The sequence below is a fragment of the Variovorax sp. V116 genome (genome assembly GCF_041154435.1).
Lineage (GTDB): Bacteria > Pseudomonadota > Gammaproteobacteria > Burkholderiales > Burkholderiaceae_C > Variovorax > Variovorax paradoxus.
On sequence record NZ_AP028661.1, the window covers coordinates 1,993,391 to 2,017,269 of the forward strand.

Genomic DNA, 23,879 nt, shown 5'->3' on the forward strand with positions numbered 1-23,879 from the left:
GCTGTCCATGAAGGTCCAGATCCGTTACTTCGCCTCCGTGCGCGAGGCGCTCGACACCAGCGGCGAAACCGTCGACACCGGTGCCGCTACCCTGGCCGCGCTGCGCGACGAACTCATCGCGCGCGGCGGGGCGTACGCCGCGGCGCTGGCGCGCGGCAAGGCCGTGCGCATGGCGCTCGACCAGGCCTTGAGCGACGAGGCGGCCGCGCTGCGCGAAGGCTGCGAGGTCGCCTTCTTCCCGCCCGTTACGGGCGGCTGAGCCGGGCGTCCAGCACCACCAGGCGCTCGCGCAAGGCATCGGAGGCGCGGGTCATCGGCGAGCGCAGCTCGTCGCGCATCGATCCGCCGTGCGCCAGCAGCGCCTTGAGCGGCGCGGGGTTCGGCTCCGCAAACAGCATTTCGATCAGCGGCTGAAGCGGCTGCCATTCGGCGCGCGCTTCTGCCAGCCGGTTCTCGGCCAGGAGGCGCAGCACCTGCACGAAGCGCCGCGTCTGCACATGCGCGCTCGCCGCGATGGCGCCCACGCCGCCTTCGGCCACGGTGCCGAAGATCTGGTGGTCTTCGCCCGACAGCACCTGGAGCCTGCCGTCGGCAATCAGGGCGCGCGTCTTGGCCATGTCGCCGCCGCAGTCCTTGATGCCGCGGATGCGCGGGTGTTCGGCCAGCGCCAGCAGCGTTTCGCGCGTGAGGGTCGCGCCGGTGCGGTAGGGAATGTCGTAGACCAGCAGCGGCACCGCGCTGGCGTCGGCGATGGCGCGGAACCATTCGAGCAGGCCGGCCTGCGAGGGCCGGATGTAGTGCGGCGCGGACACCTGCAGCCCCGCCAGCGGCCGTTCGGCGAGCCGCCGTACCCAGGCCGTGGTCTTGCCCAGGTGGTAGCCCGACAGGCCCATGATGATCGGCAGCCCGCCGGCGGCAGCCTGGACCGTGTCGAGCGCGGCGAGCTGTTCCGCTTCATCGAGCGCGGCGGCTTCGCCGGTCGAGGCGCAGACCACGAAGCCGGTCACGCCGTCGCCGGCGAGCCGGCGTGTCAGCGCCGACAGCGCGGCGTGGTCGACGGCGCCGTGCTGGAACGGCGTGACAAGGGGAATCCAGAGGCCCGAGAAATCAGGGCTGGAGGAGGGGATGGACGATGACGGCACGCGGGTTTCCTCGAGGGAATCGACCGATGGAAGGAACCGTCGTTCGATGCGCGCGCAACCCAATCGGGGCCAAAAGCCTTGGCAGGTTCCGTCGCTCATCCGACGACGGAACCGCAGCTCCGGTCAGACGAGCTTTGGTTTTTTGGCTTTGCTGCCCTGGCGCGCACGGCTGCCTTCGGTGTGCGAGGGCACTGAAGAAAGCATGGCGAGGCGGGGCATTGCCGAAGTCTAGCGCGATGCCACAATCCCGGCATGAGTGGTGCACGCGTTTCGATCCAGACAGCCGATTTCGACCTGGGGCAGGAGGTCGCCGCGTTGCGCGCCGGCGACAAACGCGTGGGTGCGGTCTGCAGCTTTGTCGGCACCGTGCGGGATCGCAACGACGGCAGCAGCGTGGCCTCGATGGAGCTCGAGCATTACCCGGGCATGACCGAAAAGGCCATTGAAGCCATGATCGATGAGGCGCACAAGCGCTTCGATATTTTGGGTGCGCGCGTGATCCACCGCGTGGGCCTGTTGCAGCCGCTCGACCAGATCATGATGGTGGCGGTGGTGTCGGCCCACCGCGGCCAGAGCTTCGAGGCCTGCGAGTTCCTGATGGACTACCTGAAGACCCAGGCCCCGTTCTGGAAAAAAGAACAGACGCCCGAAGGCGCCCGCTGGGTGGATGCGCGCGTCAGCGACGATGCCGCATTGGCGCGCTGGGGCATCACCGCCCCCAATGCTTAGTCAGAGAGGCTTGAAGCCGCTCGACTGGATGATGCGTTCCCAGGTCTGCGTGTAGCTGCGCACGCGGCCCGCGAACTGGCCCTGCGGCTCGTAGCCGACCGTGAGCCCCATGGTCGTGAGCTTCTGCTTCACGTCGGGCATGGCCAGCACCTTCTGCAGCGCGTCGCCGTATTTGTCGATGATCGGCTGCGGCGTGCCCACGGGCGCGAAGATGCCGTAGTAGGGCAGGTCTTCCAGGTTGGAGAAGCCCAGCTCGGTGAAGGTGGGCACGTTCGGCAGCACGGCCTGGCGCTTGGCGCCGATGGAGGCCACGATGCGCACCTTGCCGGCCTTGTGGTTCTCGATGAAGTCGGGCACCGAGGCGATGCCGGCCGTGATCTGGTTGCCCAGCATGTCCGCCGTCATCGGCGCGCTGCCGCGGTAGGGCGCGGGCTGCACGTCGATCTTGTATTTTTCCGAGATCATCTTCACCAGGAACTCGGGGATCGAGGCCGGTGCCGGAATGCCGATGGTTTCCTTGCCGCCGCGCTGGGTGCGAACCCACTTCACGTACTCGTCGATGCTCTTGGCGGGCGTGCCGCCCGAGACGGCCAGCACATTGGCGAAGGTGGCGAATCCGGCCACCGGCACGAAGTCGGTCGCAGGGTTGAAGCCGGGGTTCTTCACCACCTGCGGCAGGATGGAGATCGAATGGTCGTGCGAGAGGAACAGCGTGTGGCCATCGGCCGGCGCTGCCTTGAGCGCCTGCGCCGCGATCTGTCCGCCGGCGCCGGCGCGGTTCTCGACCACCACCGGCACGCCCAGCACGTCCTTGAGTTTTTCGCCCAGCGTGCGTGCGATGGCGTCGGTGCCCGCGCCCGCGGGAAAGCCCACCAGGATGCGGATGGGCGTGCCTTGCGCCTGCGCAAGGCCGGCGAGGCCCATGGCCGCTAGAAAGAGACCGGCGCCGAGCGCCCGGCGAACCGGCTGGACGCGCTGCATTGAAAAAACCATGATCGACTCCATTCGAGAGAGAGAAATGCCTACGGCAGGAAGGTGCCCGGCACCGTGCAATAGCCGTGCCCATTCCGCCAGCGCGATTCAAAACTTGAATCCCGGCGGAACAGCCCTATTTTGGATGCAGGAATACCACCATGCGACAAGACAAACTCACCACCAAATTCCAGGAAGCGCTGAGCGATGCCCAGACGCTCGCGCTCGGCAACGACAACGCCTACATCGAACCGGCCCACCTGCTGGTCGCGATGCTGCGCCAGGAAGACGGCCCGCGCGCCCTGCTGGAGCGCGCCGGCGTCAACGTGCAGGGGCTCGCGAACGCTGCCGAGGCGGCCATCAAGAAGCTGCCGCAGGTGCAGGGCCACGACATCGTGCAGGTCGGCCCCGAGCTCGGCAAGCTGCTGCAGGCCACCGAGAAAGAAGCCATCAAGCGCAATGACCAGTTCATTGCGGGCGAGCTCTTCTTGCTGGCCGTTGCCGACAGCAAGTCCGACATCGGCCGCATCGGCAAGGAAAACGGCCTCAGCCGCAAGTCGCTCGAGTCCGCCATCGACGCTGTGCGCGGCGGCCAGGGCGTGAACAGCGCCGATGCCGAAGGCCAGCGCGAAGCCCTCAAGAAATACTGCCTCGACCTGACCGAGCGCGCGCGCCTGGGCAAGCTCGATCCGGTGATCGGCCGCGACGAGGAAATCCGCCGCGCGATCCAGGTGCTGCAGCGCCGCACCAAGAACAACCCCGTGCTCATCGGCGAGCCCGGCGTGGGCAAGACCGCCATCGTCGAAGGCCTGGCGCAACGCATCGTCGCGGGCGAGGTGCCCGAGTCGCTCAAGGGCAAGCGCGTGCTCTCGCTCGACATGGCCGCACTGCTGGCCGGTGCCAAGTTCCGCGGCGAGTTCGAGGAACGCCTGAAGACCGTGCTCAACGAGCTTGCCAAGGACGAAGGCCAGACCATCGTCTTCATCGACGAGCTTCACACCATGGTGGGCGCCGGCAAGGCCGAGGGCGCGATGGACGCGGGCAACATGCTCAAGCCCGCGCTCGCGCGCGGCGAGCTGCATTGCGTGGGCGCCACCACGCTCGACGAATACCGCAAGTACATCGAGAAGGACGCCGCGCTGGAGCGCCGCTTCCAGAAGATCATCGTGGGCGAGCCCAGCGTGGAGGCCACCATCGCCATCCTGCGCGGCCTGCAGGAAAAGTACGAAGTGCACCATGGCGTGCAGATCACCGACCCGGCCATCGTGGCCGCGGCCGAACTCTCCGACCGCTACATCACCGACCGCTTCCTGCCCGACAAGGCCATCGACCTGATCGACGAGGCCGCGGCCAAGATCAAGATCGAGATGGACTCCAAGCCCGAGGTCATGGACCGGCTCGACCGCCGCCTGATCCAGCTGCAGATCGAGCGCGAGGCCGTGCGGCGCGAAAAGGACGAAGCCTCGCAGAAGCGCTTCGGCCTGATCGAGGACGAGATCGCGCGCCTGCAGAAGGAGATCGCCGACTACGACGAGATCTGGCAGGCCGAGAAGGCACAGGCCCAGGGCAGCGCGAAGATCCGCGAGGACATCGACAAGATCAAGTTCGAGATCGAGGAGTGGAAGCGCAAGGGCGACTTCAACAAGCTCGCCGAGCTGCAATACGGCCAGCTGCCGGCGCTGGAGAAGCGCCTGCGCGAGGCCGAGGAAAGCGAGGCGAGCAAGGGCAAGTCCAGCGCGCCGACGCTGCTGCGCACGCAAGTGGGCTCCGAAGAAATCGCCGAGGTCGTGGCGCGCGCCACCGGCATTCCGGTCGCCAAGCTGATGCAGGGCGAACGCGACAAGCTGCTCGTGATGGAAGACAAGCTGCATGAGCGCGTGGTGGGGCAGGACGAGGCCATCGGCGCGGTCGCCAATGCGATCCGCCGCTCGCGCTCGGGCCTCTCCGATCCGAACCGCCCGACCGGCTCGTTCCTGTTCCTCGGCCCCACGGGCGTGGGCAAGACCGAGCTGTGCAAGGCGCTCGCGGGCTTCCTGTTCGACAGCGAAGACCACCTGATCCGCATCGACATGAGCGAATTCATGGAGAAGCACTCGGTCGCCCGCCTGATCGGCGCGCCGCCGGGCTACGTGGGCTACGAGGAGGGCGGCTACCTGACCGAGGCCGTGCGCCGCAAGCCCTACAGCGTGGTGCTGCTCGACGAGGTCGAGAAGGCCCACCACGACGTGTTCAACGTGCTGCTTCAGGTGCTCGACGATGGCCGCCTCACGGACGGCCAGGGCCGTACCGTGGACTTCAAGAACACCGTGATCGTGATGACCAGCAACATCGGCTCGCCGATCATCCAGTCGATGGTGGGCCAGCCCGCCGAGGAGATCAAGGAAGCGGTGTGGGACGAGCTCAAGAACTACTTCCGACCCGAGTTCCTGAACCGCATCGACGAGACCGTGGTGTTCCATGCGCTCGACGCGAAGAACATCGAATCGATTGCCGCGATCCAGCTCAAGGTGCTGCAGGCGCGGCTCGCGAAGATGGACCTGGGCCTGGAGGTGTCGCCCGCGGCGCTGGCCGAGATTGCCAAGGTCGGCTTCGACCCGGTGTTCGGCGCGCGGCCGCTCAAGCGCGCGATCCAGCAGCGCATCGAGAATCCGCTCTCCAAGCTGCTGCTCGACGGCAGCTTCGGACCGAAGGACACGATCGAAGTGAATACCGACCCGATCCGCACCCCCGGCCAGTTCTCGTTCACCAAGGCCGGGGAACCATCGGAGGCGGTTGCGGCCTAAAGTCGGATGATGAACTTCATTTTTCGCGTCATTCTTCTGCTCCTGGGGCTGGTCTTTGCGGCCAGCCTGGCGGTCGCCGTCATGTTGCTGGCGGCCGTGTGGGGCGTCCGCTACGCCTGGGGGCGGATCACGGGCAAGCCCGTGGCGCCCTGGATGGCTTCGATGGGCGGGCGCTTCAACCCGCGTTCGGGCTTCGAGCGTTTTCGCAATGCGGCACGGCCGGGCGAACCGAGCGCGGCCGACACCGCCAACGCACGCGCGCGCGGCGAATCCGTGGTGCGCCCGGAACGCATTCGGGGCAGCGCCCGCGACGTGACCGACGTTTCTCCGAAATCGGTTTCGCGCGGCTGATCCGCTGCCCGGGCGGCGATATGCCGCTCGCGACAGCCGGCTGCGCGGTTCGCCGTCAAAATCGTCCTCCTGCGACCGCCGCCCCAGGCGGATATTGCTTTCATCCAGGAGAGACATTCCCATGACAACACGCGACATCTTCGTGGTCGGCACTGCCCGCACCGCCATCGGCACCTTCGGCGGCGCGCTGAAGGATGTGCCCAACACCCAACTGGCCACCACCGCCGTCAAGGCCGCCATCGCGCGTAGCGGCGTGGCGGCCGATGCCATCGGCCATGTGGTCATGGGCAACGTGATTCCCACCGACGTGAAGGACGCCTACCTGAGCCGCGTGGCCGCCATCGATGCGGGCTGCCCGATCGAGACGCCGGCCTTCAACGTCAACCGGCTCTGCGGCTCCGGCCTGCAGGCGATCGTGTCGGCGGCGCAGGCCATTGCGCTGGGCGACTGCGACATCGCCATCGGCGGCGGCTCGGAATCGATGAGCCGCGGGCCGTACTTCGACACATCCGCGCGCTACGGCGCACGCATGGGCGATGCGGTGCTGGTCGACTACATGCTGGGCATCCTGCACGACCCGTGGGAGAAGATCCACATGGGCATCACGGCCGAGAACGTGGCGGCGCGCTACGGCATCACGCGTGAGCAGATGGACGAACTGGCCGTGGCCAGCCAGCAGCGCGCGGCGGCGGCCATTGCGGCGGGCCGCTTCACGGCGCAGATCGTCCCGGTCGAGGTGAAGACGCGCAAGGGCGTCGTGCTGTTCGACACCGACGAGCATGTGCGCGCCGACACCACCGCCGAGACGCTCTCGAAGATGAAGCCCGCGTTCAAGAAGGACGGCCTCGTGACGGCCGGCAATGCCTCGGGCATCAACGATGGTGCGGCCGCCGTGGTGCTGGCCAGCGGCGAGAGCGTCAAGGCGCGGGGCCTGAGGCCGCTGGCGCGCCTGGTCGGCTATGCGCACGCCGGCGTGGAGCCCGCGTACATGGGCATCGGCCCGGTGCCGGCCACGCGCAAGGTGCTGGAGCGCACCGGGCTGAAGGTCGCCGACTTCGACGTGATCGAGTCGAACGAGGCCTTTGCGGCGCAGGCCTGCGCGGTCATCAAGGAACTGGGCTTCGATCCGGCCAAGGTCAACCCGAACGGCTCGGGCATTTCGCTGGGCCACCCGGTGGGCGCGACCGGCGCGATCATCACCACGAAGGCGATTGCCGAGCTGCACCGCACCGGCGGGCGTTATGCGCTGGTCACGATGTGCATCGGCGGCGGGCAGGGCATCGCCGCCGTGTTCGAACGCGTTTGAAGGCACACTTGCGGGCATGCTCCGCCCACCCATCCTGATCGACCCCGACGAGGTCGAGTTCAGCGCCATCCGCGCGCAGGGCGCGGGCGGCCAGAACGTCAACAAGGTGTCGGGCGCGGTGCACCTGCGCTACGACATCCATGCGAGCTCGCTGCCCGCCGACGTGAAGGAGCGGATGCTCGCGCTGCGCGACAGCCGCATCACGCAGGAGGGCGTCTTCGTGCTGAAGGCGCAGCAGCACCGCACGCAGGAAATGAACCGCGCCGATGCGCTCGCGCGGCTGCAGGAGGTGGTCGACAGCGTGGCCACGCCGCCGCGCGTGCGGCGCGCCACCAAGCCCACCTACGGTTCGAAGCAGCGCCGGCTCGAAGGCAAGAGCCAGCGCTCGCAGATCAAGAACCTGCGCGGGCCGGTGCGGGACTGACCGGCTGGCTGGCCGGCGCTTAAGGCCCCGCTAAGGCGGCGGACACCGGCCGCAAGCACAATGGACAGCATGAGAGCCTTCTTCCGCCGCGCTTTGCCGGCCTTCCTGCTGGCGCTGGGGGCCGCTGCCCTGGCGGGCTGCGGGCCGGCCGCGGGCAGCGGCGCAGCGCCGGCGGGTGCCGTGCAGGAACTCAAGTGGGAAGCGCTCGTTCCCAAGGATTGGGACCCGACCAAGCGCTACCGCAACCTGAGCCTGGAGTCGCTGCGCGACAACGACCCGCGCGCGATCCAGATGCTGGACGAGATGCGCGCCGTCTGGGACAACGCGCCGGTCAACGTGGCGCTCGACGGCACGGCGGCGCGCCTGTCGGGTTTTGTCGTTCCGCTGGACAACACGCAGGGCGGCATCCGCGAGTTCCTGCTGGTGCCTTACTTCGGCGCCTGCATCCACACCCCGCCGCCGCCCGCCAACCAGATCGTGCACGTGGTCGCGGCCGATACCGTGAAGGGCCTGCATGCGATGGACACGGTGCACGTGAGCGGCCTGCTGAAGGCGGCGCGCTATTCCTCCGTGGACATGGGCGTGAGCGGCTACGAGATCAAGTCGGCCTCGGTGGAGCCTTTCGTCACGGCGCGCTGACGTGTTCAGCCGCCGTCGTCGCCCTCCGGCACCGGCAGCGGCGGAACTTCGGCCTGCTGCTGCGTCAGCGCCGCCAGCGCCTCGCCGTCGGTGCGGTAGCTGAACAGCATCGGCCCCGGCGCGAGCAGGCCAGCGCGCTCCAGCACCTGCATGGCCGGCAGCTTCAGGCCGCTCAGGTGCAGGCGTACGCCCTTGGCTTCCATCATCCGGCGGATCGAGCCGAACACTTCGGCGCCCGTGATGTCGATGCGGTTGATGGGCTGCGCAAAAAGGCACACGTCGGTGAGTTCGGGGCGCTCGGCCAGCGCGGTCGTGAGCGCGCGTTCGAGCGTGGAGGCCGAGGCGAAGTCGAGCTCGGCATCCATGCGCAGCGCATAGAGCTGTGGTGCCAGCGGCGGCAGCTTCCATAGCTTGCGGTCGCGCAGGCTGCCGTCGGGATGCAGGCCCACCTCGATGATGCGCGGATGCAGGTGGCGGTACATGTAATGCGCCAGGCTCGCGAGCAGGCCGCCCAGCACGCCCCAGTAGATGCTCGGCGCCGTGGCAATGGTCAGCACGAAGGTGCCGAACGAAATGCCCGCCTCGATGCGCGACACGCGCCAGAGCGCGACGAAGCTCGCCGGCTTGACCAGCCCCAGGATGGCCGTGATCACCACCGCCGCCAGCACCGCCTGCGGCACGTGATAGAGCAGCGGCATCAGCCACAGCAGCGCGCCGGCCACCACCACCACGCTGAACAATGTGGCCCACCCGGTCTGGGCGCCCGCATACAGCGTGATGGCCGAGCGCGAGAACGAGGAACTGGTGGGAAAGGCGCCCGTGAAGCCCGAGGCCAGCTTGGCCAGGCCCTGGCCGATCAGGTCCTGGTTTTCGTTCCAGAGCGTGCCGGCGCGGGCATTGTCGACCTTGGCGCTCGACGCGGTTTCGAGAAAGCTCACGAGCGTGATCATCAGCGCGGGCAGCACCAGCGCGCTGAATGTGCTCAGCGGCAGCAGGCCTGGCCAGTAGAAGGACGGCAGGCCCGAGGGCAGGCTGCCCACCACGGCCCCGCCGCGCAGTGCGTAGTCGATGCTCCAGCTGATGGCCGCGGCGCCCGCCACCAGCGCCATGGTGGTCGGGAAGCGCGGCGCGAGCCGCTTGCCGAGCCACAGCACGGCGATGCTGCCGAGCCCGAAGGCGATGGCGATCAGGTCCGGCGGCGGCCCGCCCTGCAGCACCTGGGGAAGGGTGCGCCCCGTGAAGCCGAGCAGCGCCGGCAGCTGCGAGATGGCGATCAGCACCGCCGCGCCCTGCGTGAAGCCGATCAGCACCGGCGAGTTGACCAGCCGCAGCAGCCAGCCGAAGCGCCCGATGCCCAGCACGATCTGGATCGCGCCCGACATCAGCGTGAGCCACACCGCCATTTCCACCCATTCGGCGCTGCCGGGCACCGCCAGCGGCGCGAGCGATGCGCCCACCAGCAGGCTGGTGAGCGCCGTGGGCCCGACCGACAGCCGCTGCGACGAGCTGAAGATCACCGCGATGAGCGCCGGGAACAGCGCCGCATACACGCCGGTGACCAGCGGCATGCCCGCCAGCGCGGCATAGGCCACGCCCTGCGGAAGCACCATCAGCGCCACCGTGATGCCCGCCATGGCCTCGTTGCGCAGCAGCGCCGCGGACGGACGGGGCCAGGCCAGGCAGGGAACCCAGCGCGCGATGCGCTGGCGCAGGGAGGAAGAAGCGGAGGAGGGGGTGGCTGCCGGATTCATGGATGGTGGGTGGCTTGCTGGCGATTGTCCTGCGCCACCGCAGAGGGAAACCTGCGCGGCCATTCGGGCCGCGCGCATGGGAGAACGGCTAGACCAGCGAGCTCGCGTTCTTGAGCACGTAGTCGCAGGCTTTTTCCTTCACCTTCGAGGAGAGCATCTTCAAGTTGAGCGTCTTGCCGTCGCCGCCCTTGAGCAGCCCCTTGGCGCCGCTCGCGAAGCCGGTTTCCTGCTGCTTCTGGCCGGTGATCCTGGCCAGCAGCTTGTCCTTCACCGAGGCCGCGTCGCCGCCCAGGTAGTTGTTCTTGACGCAGTACTGCAGCACGCCGGCCGCATTGCCCATGGTGCTGGAGCCGATCGCGGGCATCTTGAAGCCGAGGTTCTCGCCGAGGGCAGCGCCGCCGCCCGAGGAGCCCATCTGGTCCTTGAGCTTGCCGAGCAGGTCCGACTGGGCCGAGGCCGAGACACTGGCCGCAACCAGCGCGATGGAAATCAGTGCGGTGCGAAAACGCATGATGACGAACTCCCGTTTGTCGAGGTGATTGAATGAAGATTCCATCGTCAGCATACCCCCGACGGAACCCCGGTTTCACGCGCGGCGGAAGAGCAGCACGGAATTCGTGCCGCCGAATGCGAAGGAGTTGCTCATGGCCGCCTCGATGTTGGGCGCGCTGGTGTCGTGCTGCGTGACGAGGTTCAGGCTGCAGGCCGGATCGACCTCGCTGCAGTTCGCGTTCGGCGGCAGCTGGCGGCGGTGCAATGCCAGCACCGTGATGAGCGCCTCGATGGCACCCGCGGCGCCGAGCATGTGGCCGTGCAGCGCCTTGGTGGAGCTGACGCGCAGGCTGTCCAGGTCGTCGCCCCACACATCGGCCAATGCGTTGCGCTCGACCACGTCGCCGATGCGCGTGGCCGTGCCGTGCGCATTGCAGTAGCCCACGTCGCGCGGCTGGAGGCCGGCCTGGCGCAGCGCCTGGCGCAGCGCGCGCGCCTGGCCGGGTGCGTCGGGCTTGGTGAGATGGGTGGCGTCGCTGCCGAGGCCCCAGCCGGCCAGCGTGGCGTAGCTGCGGGCGCCACGGCTGCGTGCGCGTTCGGCGGATTCGAGCACCAGGAAGGCCGCGCCTTCGCCCAGCGCAAAGCCGCTGCGGTCGCTCGCAAAGGGCCGCACCGCGCCGGCCGCTTCGCCGGGCTGGAAGCTGGCCAGGGTTTGCATGGCCTGCCAGGCCAGCACCACGCCCGGCACGATCAGCGCTTCGCTGCCGCCGGCAATGGCCATGTCGACTTCACCGCGCTCGATGGCCTTGGCCGCTTCGGCAATGGCCACCGACGACGAGGCGCAGGCGACCGAGTAGGTCAGCACCGGCCCCTGCACGCCCTGGCGCATGGCGACGTGGGCGGCGGGCGCGTTGGGCATGAAGGCGGGAATGGTGAGCGGCGAGACCCGCCCGTTGCCGCGGTAGGCGGCTTCGAGCGCCGCGGCGCCGCCCATGCCGCAGCCGGCATAGATGCCGATGCGTTCAGGATCGGCGTCGTTGTGGGCGGCAAGGCCTGCATCGCGCAGCGCGAGGTCGGCGGCGGCCACCGCGAGCTGGCTCACGCGGTCGACGCCGGCGAGCTGCAGCTTGGTGAACCAGCGTGTTTCGTCGAAGTCCACCGTGGCGGCGGCGGCGGGCTTGGGCAGTTCGGGGAAGACCGGCCGGATGGCCGACTGGCCGTCGAGCAGGGCCTGGAACAGCGCGCCGGGCTCGTCGCCGTGCGGCGCCACGACGCCCAGGCCGGTGACGCAGACCTCGTGCTTCACGCTGTCTTCGCGGCCCTGACCTTGTCGACCAGCACCGCGAGTTCGTTCAGCGTGTCGATGTTGGCGTCTTCATCGGGCATGGTGATGCCGAAGTGGTCTTCGATGGCAAACAGGAACTCGGCCAATGCCAGCGAGTCGAGCCCGCCGGTTTCGCGCATCGATGCGTTGGGGTCGAGCTTGGACGGTTCGATACCGTACTTCTCGTGGATCAGGTCCTGCAATTCCTTCAGCGAACTCATCGTGCGATGCCTGTTGTCGTGTGCCGGCCGCTGATCGATCGCCGCCCTCGGGGCGCGCCATGGGATCGACCCCTTCCTCGCTCGGCTTGTGGGTCAGTGATGGCCAATGATATCCGCTCCCACCAGGGTATTGCTCCGGCGCATGCCCTCCGGCCGCCAGCGCAGCGAAGGAAGCGCGAAGGCCATTCCCAGCAGCGCGCCGGCCAGCGCGTCGAGCACCACGTGCTGCTTGACGGCCAATGTCGAATACGCAATGGCGGCAAACCACAGCCAGTTGGCAAGGCGCAGGAAGACCGGCGTGCGCGCCTCGCGCAGCACGTGGTCCAGCCGGATGGCCGTGAAGATGGCCACCGCCACGTGCATCGAGGGGCAGGCGTTGCCCGCTGCGTCCACGCCCTGCAGCATCGCAAAGCCGGGATAGCCCGACACGTCGATGGCCAGCGGCGGTATCTGCGTCGGCCAGAAGTAGAAGAGGCCCAGCCCCGTCAGGCACAGCGCGCCGATCCACAGCCCGTACACCACCAGCTCGCGGAAGTTGGGCTGCAGGCCGGGCGCGATGCCCACGTAGAACCACAGCGAGAGGTAGGCGCCCAGCGTGTAGGGCTGGAACGGAATCAGGTGGTCCAGCGCCGTGAGCGGCATCACCACGACCGGGTAGGCCGGGTTGCGCAGCATGTGGAAGTAGCCGATGAAGAAGAGCCAGGTGAAGATCGTGGTGCCGATCGCCTTGAGCCAGAAGAGGCGGCGAATGCGCGCGCCGATGTCTGCGGTCCAGGTCTGGGGGCTGTGCGTTCGCGGAAGGGGCGCCATGGGCAGGTGGGTCGGAGGTCCGTGGTTTTCGTCGGCCGGCCGATCTTGCCAGAGCGCCGTGACGGCGTGGCGGCATCGAGGCGAGCTTCAGGCGAGCGCGGCGGATCGCTTCTTGTGCTGGAAGGAAGTGGGCGAGCGTCCGGTGGCGGCCTTGAACATGGCGCAGAACGCGCTGTCGGTGGCATAGCCGCTGGCCGCCGCCACCTGGCTCACGGCCATGCCGCGCGCCAGCAGCGGCAGCGCATGCGCCATCACGGCCTGCTGCCGCCATTGCTGCCAGCTCATGCCGAGCTGGTCGCGGAACAGCCGCGCCACGGTGCGCTCGCTGGCGCCGATGGCAGCGGCACGCTCGGCCAGCGTGGCGCGGTCGGCCGGGTTGCGCAGCAGCGTCTCGCACAGCTGGCGCAGCCGCTTGTCGGAGGGCAGCGGCACGTCGATGCGGATCTGCGTGGCGCGCTCGAGCTCGTCCACCAGCAGCGGGGCGATCATGCGTTCGCGCTGCGGCGCGTGCGGGTCGGCCGGCGGCAGGCCGTCGGGCGTGGTGTCGAGTGCGAGCATCAGCGCGCGCAGCAGCGGGCTGATCTCGAGCACCTCGCACTTCTCCCACGGCGGGCCGAGCCAGGCATGCAGGTACACGGTGCGCAGCTCGGCGTCCTCGATCAGCATGATGCTGTGCGGCATGTTGGCCGGCACCCAGACCGCGCGCGAGGGCGGCACGATGTAGCTGCCGTCCTGCGTGCTGAGCCGGATCACGCCGCGGGTCGAGAAAGTGAGCTGCGGCCACGGGTGCTGGTGCAGCTCGACGAAGGTGTCGGCGCTCAGGAAATGTTCCTTGGCGCGCAACGGCCTGACCGCGTCGGGTGCGTAGAGATGCGGCGTGAGCGAGGCGACGCTGGTGACCGGGGAAGGGAGTGAAACGGCGCTTGGCATAGTTTCGACAAATGTTGTCGCTGTATCGCCATTCTGCCGCGGCCAGCGGGCATAGCATCGGTGCCTGCCCGGTTTTTTGTAGCAATCCATGTCTTCCACTTCCTCCCCGACAGCCACTCCCTCCACCAGCTTGCGCGGCGACGCACAGCTCATCGGCCTGGTCGGCCTGGCCCATGCCATCAGCCACTTCAGCCAGCTGATCCTGGCGCCGCTGTTCCCCTGGCTGAAAGACGCGTTCAACGTGAGCTACACCGAGCTGGGCGCGGTGCTGACGGTGTTCTTCGTGGTCTCGTGCATCGTGCAGGCGGCCTCGGGCTTCATCGTCGACAAGCTGGGTCCGCGGCCGGTGCTGTTCGTGGGGCTGGGCGCGCTGGCCCTGGCGGCCTTCGGCTATGCGCTGGCCCAGAGCTACTGGATGCTGCTGCTGTGCGCCGTCGTGGGCGGCATCGGCAATGGCGTGTTCCACCCGGTCGACTACACGCTCTTCAACCGCAAGGTGGCGCCGACCCGCCTGGGCCACGCCTACAGCGTGCACGGCATCACCGGCAGCCTGGGCTGGGCGCTGGCGCCGGCCTTCGTGGTGCCGATCGCCATCGCTTTTTCATGGCGCGTGGCGCTGGCTTCGGCCGGTGCGCTGGCCATCGTGGTGCTGCTGGTGCTCTGGGCCTACCGCGGCGTGCTGGCGCTGGACGTGAAGGCGGTGCACAAGGCCACCGGGCATGGCGAGCCGGCACCCGTCGGCGGCGAGTTCGACTTCCTGCGCATTCCGGCCGTGTGGATGTGCTTCGGCTTCTTTTTCTTCTACGCCGTCGTGATCAGCGTGGTGCAGACCTTCGCGCCGGCGGCGGCGGGCCACCTGCACGCGGTGCCGGTGGCGCTGGTGGCGGTGTGCCTCACGGTCTACATGGTGGCAAGCGCGGCCGGCATGGTGGCGGGCGGCTTCCTGGCCTCGGATCCGTCGCGCTGCGAACGCATCGTGGGCATCGGCTTCGGGGTGGCGGCCGCGCTGGCGCTGGTGCTGGCCTTTGCGCAGTTTCCGCCGGTGATGGTGCCGGTGCTGTTCGGCGCCATGGGCTTCGTCTCGGGCGTTGCCGGCCCTTCGCGCGACCTGCTGGTCAAGCGCTCGACGCCGCCCAATGCCACCGGCCGCGTCTACGGCGTGGTGTATGCGGGCCTGGACATCGGCCAGGCGCTCGCGCCGCTGGTGTTCGGCCGCTTGATGGACCATGGCCAGTACGCGAGCGTGATCGCCGGCCTGGCGCTGGTGCAGGCCGTGCTGATTGCCAGTGCCTTCAACGTGACGCGGGTGCGCCGCACGGCGCTGGTGCCGGCCTCGGCGTAACAGCCGCGGCTGTGCGCTGCATGCGGCCGATATCATCGACCGCATGCAGGCCCTGTATTTCGACCGGCATGTGCTGTGGCCGTTCGTGCTTGGTGGGCTGGTCGGCGTGCCCTTCGGCGTCTGGCTGCTGCCGCACCTCGACCTCGTGCTCTTCAAGGTCTGCCTCGGTGTGCCGCTGGTGCTGTGGTGCCCTGCGATGCTGATGTCGCAGCACCTGCCGAAGATCGCCTTCGGCGGACGCTTCGCGGATGGCATCGCCGGCACCATCGGCGGGGCCATGGCCGGCATCGGCGGCTTCTCCGGCACCATTCCCACGCTCTGGTGCACGCTGCGCGGCTTCCAGCGCGACACGCAGCGCGCGGTGATCCAGAACTTCAACCTCTCGATGCTGGCAGTGGCGTTCGCGCTGCACCTGGGCCTGCTGATCGCCTCGGGCGTGGCGATGCTGGCCTCGGGGGTGCCGGCGCTGCTGCAGCGCGGCTGAGCCGCGGCAGCTGCTGCGTTCAGGCCGTGGGCAGGATCTCGCGCACGCGCTCCCAGGGCCGGCACATCAGCGTGCCGCGCGGCGAGACGACGATCGGGCGCTGCAGCAGGATCGGGTTCGCGGCGATGAAGTCGAACAGCTGGTCGTCGCTCCACTTCGGATCGGCCAGCTTCAGTTCTTCGTAGGGCGCTTCCTTGGTGCGCAGCAGGTCGCGCGCGCCCAGGCCCATGGCCTTGGCCAGCTCGCGCAGCTTCTTCTTCGAGGGCGGCGTTTCCAGGTACAGGACGATCTCGGGTTCCACGCCGCTCTCGCGGATCAGGCCCAGCACGTTGCGCGAGGTGCTGCAGTTGGGCTTGTGGAAGATGGTCATCGGGTAGTCGGTGGTCGGGGTGCGTGCGGCCATGGTGTCGTCGTCAGTCTTTCTGTGTTTCCTGGTCCATCGTGAAGGGAAAGCGCGCCGCCCAGAAATCGGCCAGGCGCGGATCGGCATCCACGCGCCGCACCACCTGCGCCATGCGCGGCGCCACGCGGTAGAAACGCCTGCGCCGCGGCGTCCAGCGCGACAGCACGGTCACGTAGAGGTCGAGCATGCTGATCTTCTCGCCGAGCAGATAGGGCGAGGGCTCGTCGATCTGCGTGTCCATCAGGTGCCAGCAGTGCGCAATGCGCTCGGCCGTGCGTTCGAGCATCACGGCCTGCGCGGCCGGGTCGGGCGTGAGGCGCGTGGGTTCGTCGCGCACCCAGAACAGCGAGTAGATGGCCGCCGGCAGGTAGACCATCCAGCGCAGGTAGCGCGCACGCAGCGGATCGCCGGGCGCGGGGCAGAGCCCGGCTTCCGGATAGCGGTCGCCAAGCCAGATCAGCATGGCCGCGCTCTCGGTCATCAACTCGCCCGACGGCAGCACGAGCGCGGGCACCTGCTGCATCGGGTTGACGCCCGACATGCGCTCGCGCTCGGAGTCGCTCTCCCAGGGCGAGACATCGACGGTCTCGACCTGCGCGCCGATCAGCGTCAGCGCCGCATGGACCGGCGTCGCGCCCGAGCCGGGCGCGCCGTAGAGGGTGTAGCGGTCGTTCGAGGCGGATGAAGAAGTCATCCGCCCAGATTACTGCAGCAGCGTACCGCTTGTCACGCAGTGGCCAGCAAGGCGTCGACCTTCTTCAGGCCTTCGAGCGTCTTCACGCAGGCCTCGGCCACTTCGGTGCCCTTGACGGCGAAGTGGCGGTGGAAGTACTTGCGGTGCTCCACGTGCTCGTGGAAGTGGTGCGGCGTGAGCACGGCCGAAAAAATCGGCACGTCGGTCTCGAGCTGCAGCGACATCAGCGTGCTGACCACGGTGCCGGCCACGAACTCGTGGCGGTAGATGCCGCCGTCCACAACCAGCGCGCAGCCCACGATGGCCGCGTACTTGCCCGAGTTGGCAAGCCGCTTGGCATGCAGCGGAATCTCGAAGGCGCCGGGCACGTCGAAGATGTCGATCAGCTCGCGCGCCACGCCGAGCCGCTCCATCTCGGCAAGGAAGGCGTCGCGCGCCTGGTGGACGATGTCGGAATGCCATTGCGCCTCGACAAAGGCAATGCGCTCGCCGCGCGGCTGGCCCGGCGCGTTGACGGCGGAAAGGGGAAGGTCGTTGATCTGACTCATGGTGTGCCTCTTGAAAGCAGGTTTCCTGAATCAGGGCGCACGAAACCGCAGGGCAGCATGCGCGCCATTGCAAGGCGCGCGGGCCGGCCCGCATTTCGCGCTCTCTTTCATCCGGACTGTGACCGTCGGCTTCGGAATTGCACCGAAATCTGCTGACCCCGCAGCCCATTGCAGGCCTTGGGCGCTCGCGGGCTCGTGCGGCCCCTCTTTCGAAGAAGCCGCCATTACCGCCGGTGGGGAGTTTCGCCCCGCCCTGAGAACGCTTGCCGTCCGGCATGCCGGACGACGGTGCGATTCTAGGAGCGGACGGCGGCGCTGGTTGTCGCCCGCGCGCCAGACCTTCGGCGGCGCGGGGATTTTCGCCGTGCGCGGGTGCGTACGGCTCAGCGCTTCGCGAGGAACTGCGTCATACGATGGAGTTCGTCGTCGAGTGCCGCGCGGAACAGCGCATCGCGAGGTGGCTTGCCGGCGGCGTAGCCGAACGCGGGCTGCAGCCGGCCTTCGGGCGCCGTGACGTTGGCCCAGCCGATCACGCGCTCGTGCCAGAGCAGGGGCAGCGCGTAGTAGCCGAACTGTCGCTTCGGCGCCGGCATGTAGGCCTCGAACTTGTACGTCCAGCCCCACAGCAGCTCGAAGCGGCGGCGGTCCCACACCACGGGGTCGAAGGGCGCGAGCAGGCGCACTTCTTCATCGGGTGCATGGCGCCGCGAGGCGGGGTTCTCGTCGCCGGGCCAGTACCAGGTGGTGCCGTCGATGCGGCAGCTTGCGAGCCGTTCGTCGCGTGCGAGGCGCAGCGCGGCCTGCGTCTGCGCCGACAGATGCGGCGCGCCGTAGCCGAGCAGCCGCACGAGGTACGTCAGGCTCGCGGCCGGCAGCGGCGCGTACTTGCGCACCACCAGGTCGATCAGCGCGGCGGCGCGCTGCGCGCGGCCGGCGGGGCTGTCGTCGGCGGGCACATGTGTCACGGCCTCGTAGACGCGCGTGCCGCTGTCGCGCCGCACCACGCGCAGCATGCCGCGGTAGTGCAGGCCATCGAGCAGCCGCGTCGTCGCATTGCTCGAGCCGCCCCAGTAGTTCTTGACGCTGCCGTGTGCAAAGTGCTGTTCGACTTCACGCGGATGCACGGGCCCGCGCTCGCGCACGAAGGCCAGCACGTCGGCGGCCTTGCGGCGGGTGTCCGCGTCCCAGGGCTGCCTGGCTTCGCGCGGATGCATCAGCGCCAGGTGCTCGCGCGGCAGAAAGCCGTAGTTGACGAGGCAGTCTTCCTCAATGGCAAGTCGGGTGTAGCGGCTTTCGAGATCGCCCGCGCGGTAGTCCTTCACGCGGTGGCGCAAGGTCAGGTCTTGTGCGCGCGCAGGGGCGCGGATCGGGTCGGCCTGAACGAAGCCGAGCCGGCGGATCGCGCCCGGCAGCGTGGTCGGCTTGAAGAGGGTGCGCGCGATGGCGTAGCGGCGCAGGTCGTCGAGGGTCGGGGTGGCCATGGGGCGGATTGCAGCACAAGTGGGCGCTGCTGTTTTAGGGGCCTTGTTGTTCAGGGCGCGCTCCCGCCGACGGGGTACCTTGCTCCGCGAATGTCCTCCGGCCTTCGGCCTCCCCCTTGATTTATTTCGCTGCGCAAGGCACCCCATCGGCGGGAGCGTTATACGAAGCAGTTGTTGATCAGCTGTGCACCCAGAGCGTGCCTTGTGCCCAGGGCATCGGGTGCTCCCCGCAGCGAAATAAAGGAGGAGCCGAAGGCGGGGGACATTCGCGGAGGGGAGTACCCGGTGGCCTGGGCACGAGCCCCGAACAAAAGCTCCGAATACTTTTGCTAGACGGCTTGCCTGTGCCGTTCGATACACACGTCGAGCGTTTCGCTGCCGGCCCGCTGCCACCAGTCGAGATTCGAAAAGATCTCGACTTCGCTGAACCCCGCGAAGCCCGCGTCCTCGACCCAGCCGCGGATCTTCTTGAGCTCGACCACGCCGTCGCCCATCATCCCGCGGTCCGAGAGCAGGTCGCGCGTGGGCGTGAGCCAGTCGCAGACGTGGTACGCCAGCAGCCGCGCGCGGCCGGCGCGCGCGATCTGCTGCTGCAGCTTCGGATCCCACCACACGTGATAGATGTCCAGCGCCACACCCAGCATGCCGCTCTTGCCCGCATCGAGCTCGTCGCAGATGTCGAGCGCGTGTTCGAGCGTGTTGATGCAGGCGCGGTCGGCCGCCTGCATGGGATGCAGCGGCTCGATGGCCAGCGGCATGCCGACTTCGCGTGCGTATTCGAGCGATGCGGCAATGCCGTCGCGCACCTCGCCGCGCGCGCGGGCGATGTCCTTGTAGGCGGGCTTGCCTTCGAGCGCGCCGGGCAGGGCGCCGACCACCAGCACGAGGCAAGGCGCATCGAGCGTCTTGGCCTCGTCGATAGCGCGGCGGTTGTCGTCGAGCGCGGCCTGGAGGCCCGCCGCATTCGCCGCCGGAAAGAAGCCGCCGCGGCAGTAGCCCGAAAGGCCGATGCCATGCGCCTTCAGCTGCTTTGCGATCTTGTCGAGCCCGACGGCCGCCACCTGGTCGCGCCAGGGGCTGATCGCGCGGATGCCGCGTTCGGCGCACTGGTCGATGATGCGGTCGAGCGGCACCTCGGCGCCCAGTTGCTTGCGGATGGTGGCGGTGTTGATCGACAGCCAGTCGTGGTTCTGCGAGAAGTTGCGCATGGCTTCGATCAATTGTCCACGCCGTGCAGCGCAAGCAGCGTCTTCATGCGCCGCATCGCCAGCTCCGGTTGCTCCAGCAGGTTGGCCGCATCGGCCAGCCGGAACAGCTCGGCGAAGTGCTGCAGCGAACGCGTGCTCTGCTGGCCGCCCACCATCGTGAGGTGCTTCTGGTGGCCGTTGAGCCAGGCCATGAACACCACGCCGGTCTTGTAGAAGCGCGTGGGCGCCGCAAAGATGTGGCGCGACAGCGGCACCGTCGGGCCGAGGATCGCATGGAATTTTTCCGTATTGCCTTGGGCCAGCGCACCCAGCGCCGCGCTCGCAGCCGGCGCGATGGCGTCGAAGATGCCCAGCAGCGCGTCGCTCTTGCCGTGCGTGGGCTCGCGGCCGAAGCCGTCGCCGGCGATCAGCTCGGCATAGTTGAAGTCGTCGCCCGTGTACATGCGCACGCCCTTTGGCAAGCGGCGGCGCATCGCGATTTCCTTGTCCTTGTCAAGCAGCGAGATCTTAATACCGTCGACCTTGTCGGGATGCGCCGCGATGATGCCGATCGCGGTGTCCATCGCGGCGTCGGTGTCCTTCGTGCCCCAGTAGCCGGCCAGCGCCGGATCGAACATCTCGCCCAGCCAGTGCAGCACCACCGGCTGCCTGGCCTGCGACAGGATGCGGTCGTACACGCGCTCGTAGTCGGCAGGGCTCCTGGCCACGCGCGCGAGCGCACGGCTCGCCATCACGATCAGCTTGCCGCCGAGCGCCTCGATCGCCGCCATCTGCTCTTCGTAGCCGCGGATCACGTCGTCCACGCTCTTGACCTCGTCGAGGTTCAGGTGGTCGGTGCCGCAGCCCGAGGCGACCAGCGCGCCGGGCACGTCCTTCGCGGCATCGAGCGAGCGGCGGATCAGCTCGAGCGAGGTCGGCCAGTCCAGGCCCATGCCGCGCTGCGCGGTGTCCATGGCTTCGGCCACGCCCAGGCCCAGCGAGAACAGGTGGCGACGGTAGGCGATGGTCGCGTCCCAGTCGACGGCGGCCTGCAGCCAGGGGTCGACCGCGGCCAGCGGGTCGGCCACCACGTGCGCGGCCGAGTAGGCGATGCGGTTGAACTTGATGCCCGCATCGGGCTTCACCGGCGCGATGCCGCGCAGGGCGTAGGGCGCGAGCGCGCCGCTCGCGGTGGGAAGGGTCAGCGTCAATGCCATGGCTTGTGCTTCTTCTTCAGACCTTCAGCGCAGGCACGTCGACCCAGCGGCGGTCCTTCCACGATTCGAGCGCAGCCTCGACCAATTGCACGCCCTTGGCGCCTTCGGGCAAGGTCCACTTGTAGGGCTCGTTCTCCACCACGTGGCGGATGAAGTGCTCCCACTGGATCTTGAAGCCGTTGTCGTAGACCTGCGAATCCGGAATCTCCTGCCACTGGTCGAAGAAATTCATCATCTGCTTCTCGTCCGGGTTCCACACCGGCCGCGGCGTGGCCACGCGCGACTGGGCGCGGCAACTCGACAGGCCCGCCACGGCCGAACCGTCGGTGCCGTCGACGTGGAAGGTCACGAGGTCGTCGCGGCGCACGCGCGTGGCCCAGCTCATGTTGATCTGCGCGATCACCGGCTCGCCGTTGTGGCCCGTGAGCTCGCAGGTGGCGTAGGCCGCGTCGTCGGCGGTGGCTTCATACGGCTTGCCGGCTTCGTCCCAGCGCCTGGGGATGTGCGTGGCGCCGATGCACGACACAGACTTCACTTCGCCGAACAGGTTGTCCAGCACGTAGCGCCAGTGGCACATCATGTCCAGGATCATGCCGCCGCCGTCTTCCTTGCGGTAGTTCCAGCTCGGACGCTGGATCGGCTGCAGGTCGCCCTCGAACACCCAGTAGCCGAACTCCAGGCGCACGCTGAGCATGCGGCCGAAGAAGCCCGCGCGGCGCAGCATGTCGAGCTTGCGCAGGCCCGGGAGGAACAGCTTGTCCTGCACCGCGCCGTGCTTCAGGCCCGAGCCTTCGGCCAGGCGCGCGATCTCGACGGCCTCATTGAGATTGGTGGCGATGGGCTTTTCGCAGTACACATGCTTGCCGGCGCGGATCGCCTTGGCCAGCAGCGTCGGGCGCATCTGCGTGGTGCCGGCGTCGAAGAAGATCGTGTCGTCGTTGTTGGCGAGCGCCGCGTCCAGGTCGGTGCCCCAGCGCGCGATGTTGTGGGCCTTGGCGAGCGCTTCCATCTTCTCGGCGTTGCGGCCGATGAGGATCGGGTCGGGCATCACCTTGTCGCCGTTCGACAGCGTGACGCCGCCTTGGGCGCGGATCGCGCAGATGGAGCGGATCAAATGCTGGTTCATGCCCATGCGGCCGGTGACGCCGTGCATGATGATTCCGAGTCGTTGGGTGGCCATCGTTTTCTTCCTTGGGATGCGAGAGAGGTGCTTCAATAGACGGAACGCATGGCGTCCCACGAGATGCCGGCGCCGGGCTTGCCGGTGGCAAAGCCGGGCGCGGTGGCGAGCGGCGACAGGGCTAGCTGTCCGCCGCAGATGGCGAGGCGCACGGCGCCGTCGCTCGGTTCGTAGAGGCCGGGATGCAGCTTCAGCAAGGCCTGCTGCTCCGCCTCGGGCACGGCCGCAAGGCCGTTGACGTAATGGTGTCCGTTGCGCTCGACATGCGAGAGGCCGAGCCAGCCGACCAGCGCGAGGTCCTGCTGCACGCCGATGCCGGCCTGCATGGTCAGGTCTTCGCCGGACAGGAAATAGCGGTCCGCTTTCTCAGAAGCATTCCAGTGCACGCAGCGCGCCGCATTGACCACCGACTTGTAGAAGCCCTTGCAGCTCTTGCTCGACACGCCGGTGTAGCCCAGCGCACGGGCCTGCACGAAGGCATCGAGCATGGCGTCGGATTCATCGATGAGCAGGGGAATGCGCTTGCCCAGCGCCGCCACGTCGCGCCGCAGGGCGGCGTCGCGGCGGATCGGCTGTTCGACGAAGGCCGTCTTCTGCGCGAGCCTCCACAGCACGGGCGTCGACAGCATGCGGTCGAGGAAGACGGCGAAGTCGCCGGCATCGGCGTACTGCTCGTTGCCGTCGAGCGTCACGAGCTGCGCGTGGCCGTCGATCACGCGGGCGATGCGTTCCAGGCGCGCGATGTCCTGCGCCGTGTGGCCGCAGAGCTTGAGCTTGAAATGCGTGAGCCCGTAGCGTTGCACCGCCGCGGCCAGCGTGGTGGGCAGGCCGTCGGCCGGCGCATCGGGCAGCGGGTCGCTGTCGTCGATGGCATCGGCCAGGCCGACCGTGTGGCGCGCCGCGATGCTCTTGCGCGGCGATCGGCCGGCCAGGAAGCCGGACATGCCGAAGCCCGCGAGATCGTCGGCCAGCCCGCTGCCGGCAACATCAATGCCGCACAGGTTGGCGCTCATCGCCGCGGCAAAGCTCTGGCCCGTGTGCAGGCACAGCGCATCCATCAGCGCGCGGTCGATCAGCGCGGGGCCGTAGCTCGCCACCAGCGCCTGCAGGCCCTTGGCTTTCGCGCGGGCCTGCAGCGCGGCGTAGTTCGATGCGAAGTGCGTCCAGGCGGTCTGCGCTTCGTCCTCGGCCAGATAGGCTTCGCGCGCATCGCGCAGCGCAAAGCGAAGCTGCTCGAAGTTCTGCTCGTTGGTGAGCGCCGGGTTCTTGTCGAACCACTTGGGCACCATCATCTCGGCTGCGCAACCCTCGGCCGTTCGGCCGTTCTCGAAGCGGATGCGCGCCCGCACGTAGACCTGCGGGCAGGCCGTGACGGTGGCGGCGCCAAAGCGGAACGGCAGCCTGAGCGCGACGTCGCGCTCGGCAAACCGGATCTCCTCGACGTGGAAACGGGGCGCGTCCATGGGTGC

Annotated in this window: 24 protein-coding genes, 1 pseudogene and 1 riboswitch; of the genes and pseudogenes, 9 read left to right on the forward strand and 16 right to left on the reverse strand. The window is 68.4% G+C overall.

Annotated features, from left to right (window positions below; genetic code table 11):
- Positions 1 to 7: 7 nt before the first annotated feature.
- Entirely contained in the window at positions 8 to 259 is a 252-nt protein-coding gene (gene moaD, locus ACAM58_RS09405; protein WP_369664349.1) for a molybdopterin converting factor subunit 1, read from the forward strand.
- On the opposite strand, the gene ACAM58_RS09410 is transcribed toward moaD, so the two are convergent.
- The gene (locus tag ACAM58_RS09410) at positions 246 to 1,142 is read right to left on the reverse strand and encodes a 4-hydroxy-tetrahydrodipicolinate synthase (protein WP_369664350.1); all 897 of its coding nucleotides are present in this window, start codon (positions 1,140 to 1,142) and stop codon (positions 246 to 248) included. The genes moaD and ACAM58_RS09410 overlap by 14 nt on opposite strands.
- A 252-nt stretch (positions 1,143 to 1,394) precedes the next feature.
- Between ACAM58_RS09410 and ACAM58_RS09415 the strand changes: the two genes are divergently transcribed.
- Positions 1,395 to 1,871, forward strand: a complete 477-nt coding sequence (locus ACAM58_RS09415; protein ID WP_012746974.1) for a molybdenum cofactor biosynthesis protein MoaE — start codon at positions 1,395 to 1,397, stop codon at positions 1,869 to 1,871.
- Here the strand turns inward: ACAM58_RS09415 and ACAM58_RS09420 are convergent, their stop codons facing one another.
- Positions 1,872 to 2,864 carry a Bug family tripartite tricarboxylate transporter substrate binding protein gene (locus ACAM58_RS09420; protein ID WP_012746975.1) on the reverse strand — a complete coding sequence of 331 codons (993 nt, stop codon included), beginning with the start codon at positions 2,862 to 2,864 and terminating at the stop codon, positions 1,872 to 1,874.
- Positions 2,865 to 3,004: 140 nt separating this feature from the next.
- Between ACAM58_RS09420 and clpB the strand changes: the two genes are divergently transcribed.
- The 5 genes from clpB (at position 3,005) to ACAM58_RS09445 (ending at position 8,346) form a co-directional block, all read left to right on the forward strand.
- Positions 3,005 to 5,626 carry an ATP-dependent chaperone ClpB gene (gene clpB / locus ACAM58_RS09425; protein WP_369664351.1) on the forward strand — a complete coding sequence of 874 codons (2,622 nt, stop codon included), beginning with the start codon at positions 3,005 to 3,007 and terminating at the stop codon, positions 5,624 to 5,626.
- A 6-nt stretch (positions 5,627 to 5,632) separates the two neighbouring features.
- Positions 5,633 to 5,977 (forward strand): hypothetical protein, encoded by a 345-nt coding sequence (locus ACAM58_RS09430; RefSeq protein WP_369664352.1) that lies wholly within the window; start codon positions 5,633 to 5,635, stop codon positions 5,975 to 5,977.
- 121 nt (positions 5,978 to 6,098) lie between these two features.
- Entirely contained in the window at positions 6,099 to 7,283 is a 1,185-nt protein-coding gene (locus ACAM58_RS09435; protein ID WP_369664353.1) for an acetyl-CoA C-acyltransferase family protein, read from the forward strand.
- A 16-nt stretch (positions 7,284 to 7,299) separates the two neighbouring features.
- A complete protein-coding gene (gene arfB, locus ACAM58_RS09440) occupies positions 7,300 to 7,707 on the forward strand; it encodes an alternative ribosome rescue aminoacyl-tRNA hydrolase ArfB (RefSeq protein WP_369664354.1) in 408 nt (135 codons plus the stop codon).
- 69 nt (positions 7,708 to 7,776) lie between these two features.
- Complete coding sequence (locus ACAM58_RS09445) at positions 7,777 to 8,346, forward strand: DUF3299 domain-containing protein (protein WP_230537704.1); 570 nt, start codon at positions 7,777 to 7,779, stop codon at positions 8,344 to 8,346.
- Positions 8,347 to 8,351: 5 nt separating this feature from the next.
- Here ACAM58_RS09445 and ACAM58_RS09450 read toward each other — a convergent pair whose 3' ends face one another.
- From ACAM58_RS09450 to ACAM58_RS09475, 6 genes are all read right to left on the reverse strand, one after another.
- The gene (locus ACAM58_RS09450) at positions 8,352 to 10,097 is read right to left on the reverse strand and encodes a SulP family inorganic anion transporter (RefSeq protein WP_369664355.1); all 1,746 of its coding nucleotides are present in this window, start codon (positions 10,095 to 10,097) and stop codon (positions 8,352 to 8,354) included.
- Between the two features lie 88 nt (positions 10,098 to 10,185).
- Complete coding sequence (locus ACAM58_RS09455) at positions 10,186 to 10,608, reverse strand: DUF2501 domain-containing protein (protein ID WP_026283808.1); 423 nt, start codon at positions 10,606 to 10,608, stop codon at positions 10,186 to 10,188.
- A 75-nt stretch (positions 10,609 to 10,683) separates the two neighbouring features.
- Positions 10,684 to 11,895 (reverse strand): beta-ketoacyl synthase, encoded by a 1,212-nt coding sequence (locus ACAM58_RS09460; RefSeq protein ID WP_012746983.1) that lies wholly within the window; start codon positions 11,893 to 11,895, stop codon positions 10,684 to 10,686.
- Complete coding sequence (locus ACAM58_RS09465) at positions 11,892 to 12,134, reverse strand: acyl carrier protein (protein ID WP_012746984.1); 243 nt, start codon at positions 12,132 to 12,134, stop codon at positions 11,892 to 11,894. Before ACAM58_RS09465 ends, ACAM58_RS09460 begins: the two co-directional genes overlap by 4 nt.
- Before the next feature lie 93 nt (positions 12,135 to 12,227).
- Positions 12,228 to 12,944, reverse strand: a complete 717-nt coding sequence (locus ACAM58_RS09470; protein ID WP_012746985.1) for a phosphatase PAP2 family protein — start codon at positions 12,942 to 12,944, stop codon at positions 12,228 to 12,230.
- An 87-nt stretch (positions 12,945 to 13,031) separates the two neighbouring features.
- A complete protein-coding gene (locus tag ACAM58_RS09475; protein WP_012746986.1) occupies positions 13,032 to 13,874 on the reverse strand; it encodes a helix-turn-helix domain-containing protein in 843 nt (280 codons plus the stop codon).
- An 88-nt stretch (positions 13,875 to 13,962) separates the two neighbouring features.
- On the opposite strand from ACAM58_RS09475, the gene ACAM58_RS09480 reads away from it, so the two are divergent.
- On the forward strand, positions 13,963 to 15,216 hold the full coding sequence (locus tag ACAM58_RS09480; RefSeq protein WP_012746987.1) for an MFS transporter: 1,254 nt from the start codon (positions 13,963 to 13,965) through the stop codon (positions 15,214 to 15,216).
- A gap of 58 nt (positions 15,217 to 15,274) precedes the next feature.
- Positions 15,275 to 15,700, forward strand: a pseudogene (locus ACAM58_RS09485) (TSUP family transporter); the annotation flags it as partial.
- Positions 15,701 to 15,719: 19 nt separating this feature from the next.
- Here the strand turns inward: ACAM58_RS09485 and arsC are convergent.
- The 8 genes from arsC to ACAM58_RS09525 form a co-directional block, all read right to left on the reverse strand.
- Positions 15,720 to 16,103 (reverse strand): arsenate reductase (glutaredoxin), encoded by a 384-nt coding sequence (gene arsC, locus ACAM58_RS09490; protein WP_018902987.1) that lies wholly within the window; start codon positions 16,101 to 16,103, stop codon positions 15,720 to 15,722.
- A 10-nt stretch (positions 16,104 to 16,113) separates the two neighbouring features.
- The gene (locus ACAM58_RS09495; protein ID WP_012746990.1) at positions 16,114 to 16,797 is read right to left on the reverse strand and encodes a glutathione S-transferase family protein; all 684 of its coding nucleotides are present in this window, start codon (positions 16,795 to 16,797) and stop codon (positions 16,114 to 16,116) included.
- Positions 16,798 to 16,829: 32 nt separating this feature from the next.
- Positions 16,830 to 17,345 (reverse strand): 6,7-dimethyl-8-ribityllumazine synthase, encoded by a 516-nt coding sequence (locus ACAM58_RS09500; RefSeq protein ID WP_012746991.1) that lies wholly within the window; start codon positions 17,343 to 17,345, stop codon positions 16,830 to 16,832.
- 95 nt (positions 17,346 to 17,440) lie between these two features.
- Positions 17,441 to 17,610, reverse strand: a riboswitch (FMN riboswitch).
- A 118-nt stretch (positions 17,611 to 17,728) separates the two neighbouring features.
- Complete coding sequence (locus ACAM58_RS09505; RefSeq protein WP_012746992.1) at positions 17,729 to 18,826, reverse strand: crosslink repair DNA glycosylase YcaQ family protein; 1,098 nt, start codon at positions 18,824 to 18,826, stop codon at positions 17,729 to 17,731.
- A gap of 329 nt (positions 18,827 to 19,155) precedes the next feature.
- Positions 19,156 to 20,034 carry a sugar phosphate isomerase/epimerase gene (locus ACAM58_RS09510; protein ID WP_012746993.1) on the reverse strand — a complete coding sequence of 293 codons (879 nt, stop codon included), beginning with the start codon at positions 20,032 to 20,034 and terminating at the stop codon, positions 19,156 to 19,158.
- Positions 20,035 to 20,042: 8 nt separating this feature from the next.
- Entirely contained in the window at positions 20,043 to 21,230 is a 1,188-nt protein-coding gene (locus ACAM58_RS09515) for a dihydrodipicolinate synthase family protein (protein WP_012746994.1), read from the reverse strand.
- Between the two features lie 16 nt (positions 21,231 to 21,246).
- Positions 21,247 to 22,410: a Gfo/Idh/MocA family protein gene (locus ACAM58_RS09520; protein ID WP_012746995.1), complete on the reverse strand. Its 1,164-nt coding sequence runs from the start codon at positions 22,408 to 22,410 to the stop codon at positions 21,247 to 21,249.
- A gap of 32 nt (positions 22,411 to 22,442) precedes the next feature.
- A complete protein-coding gene (locus ACAM58_RS09525) occupies positions 22,443 to 23,873 on the reverse strand; it encodes an enolase C-terminal domain-like protein (protein WP_012746996.1) in 1,431 nt (476 codons plus the stop codon).
- Positions 23,874 to 23,879 lie beyond the last annotated feature (6 nt).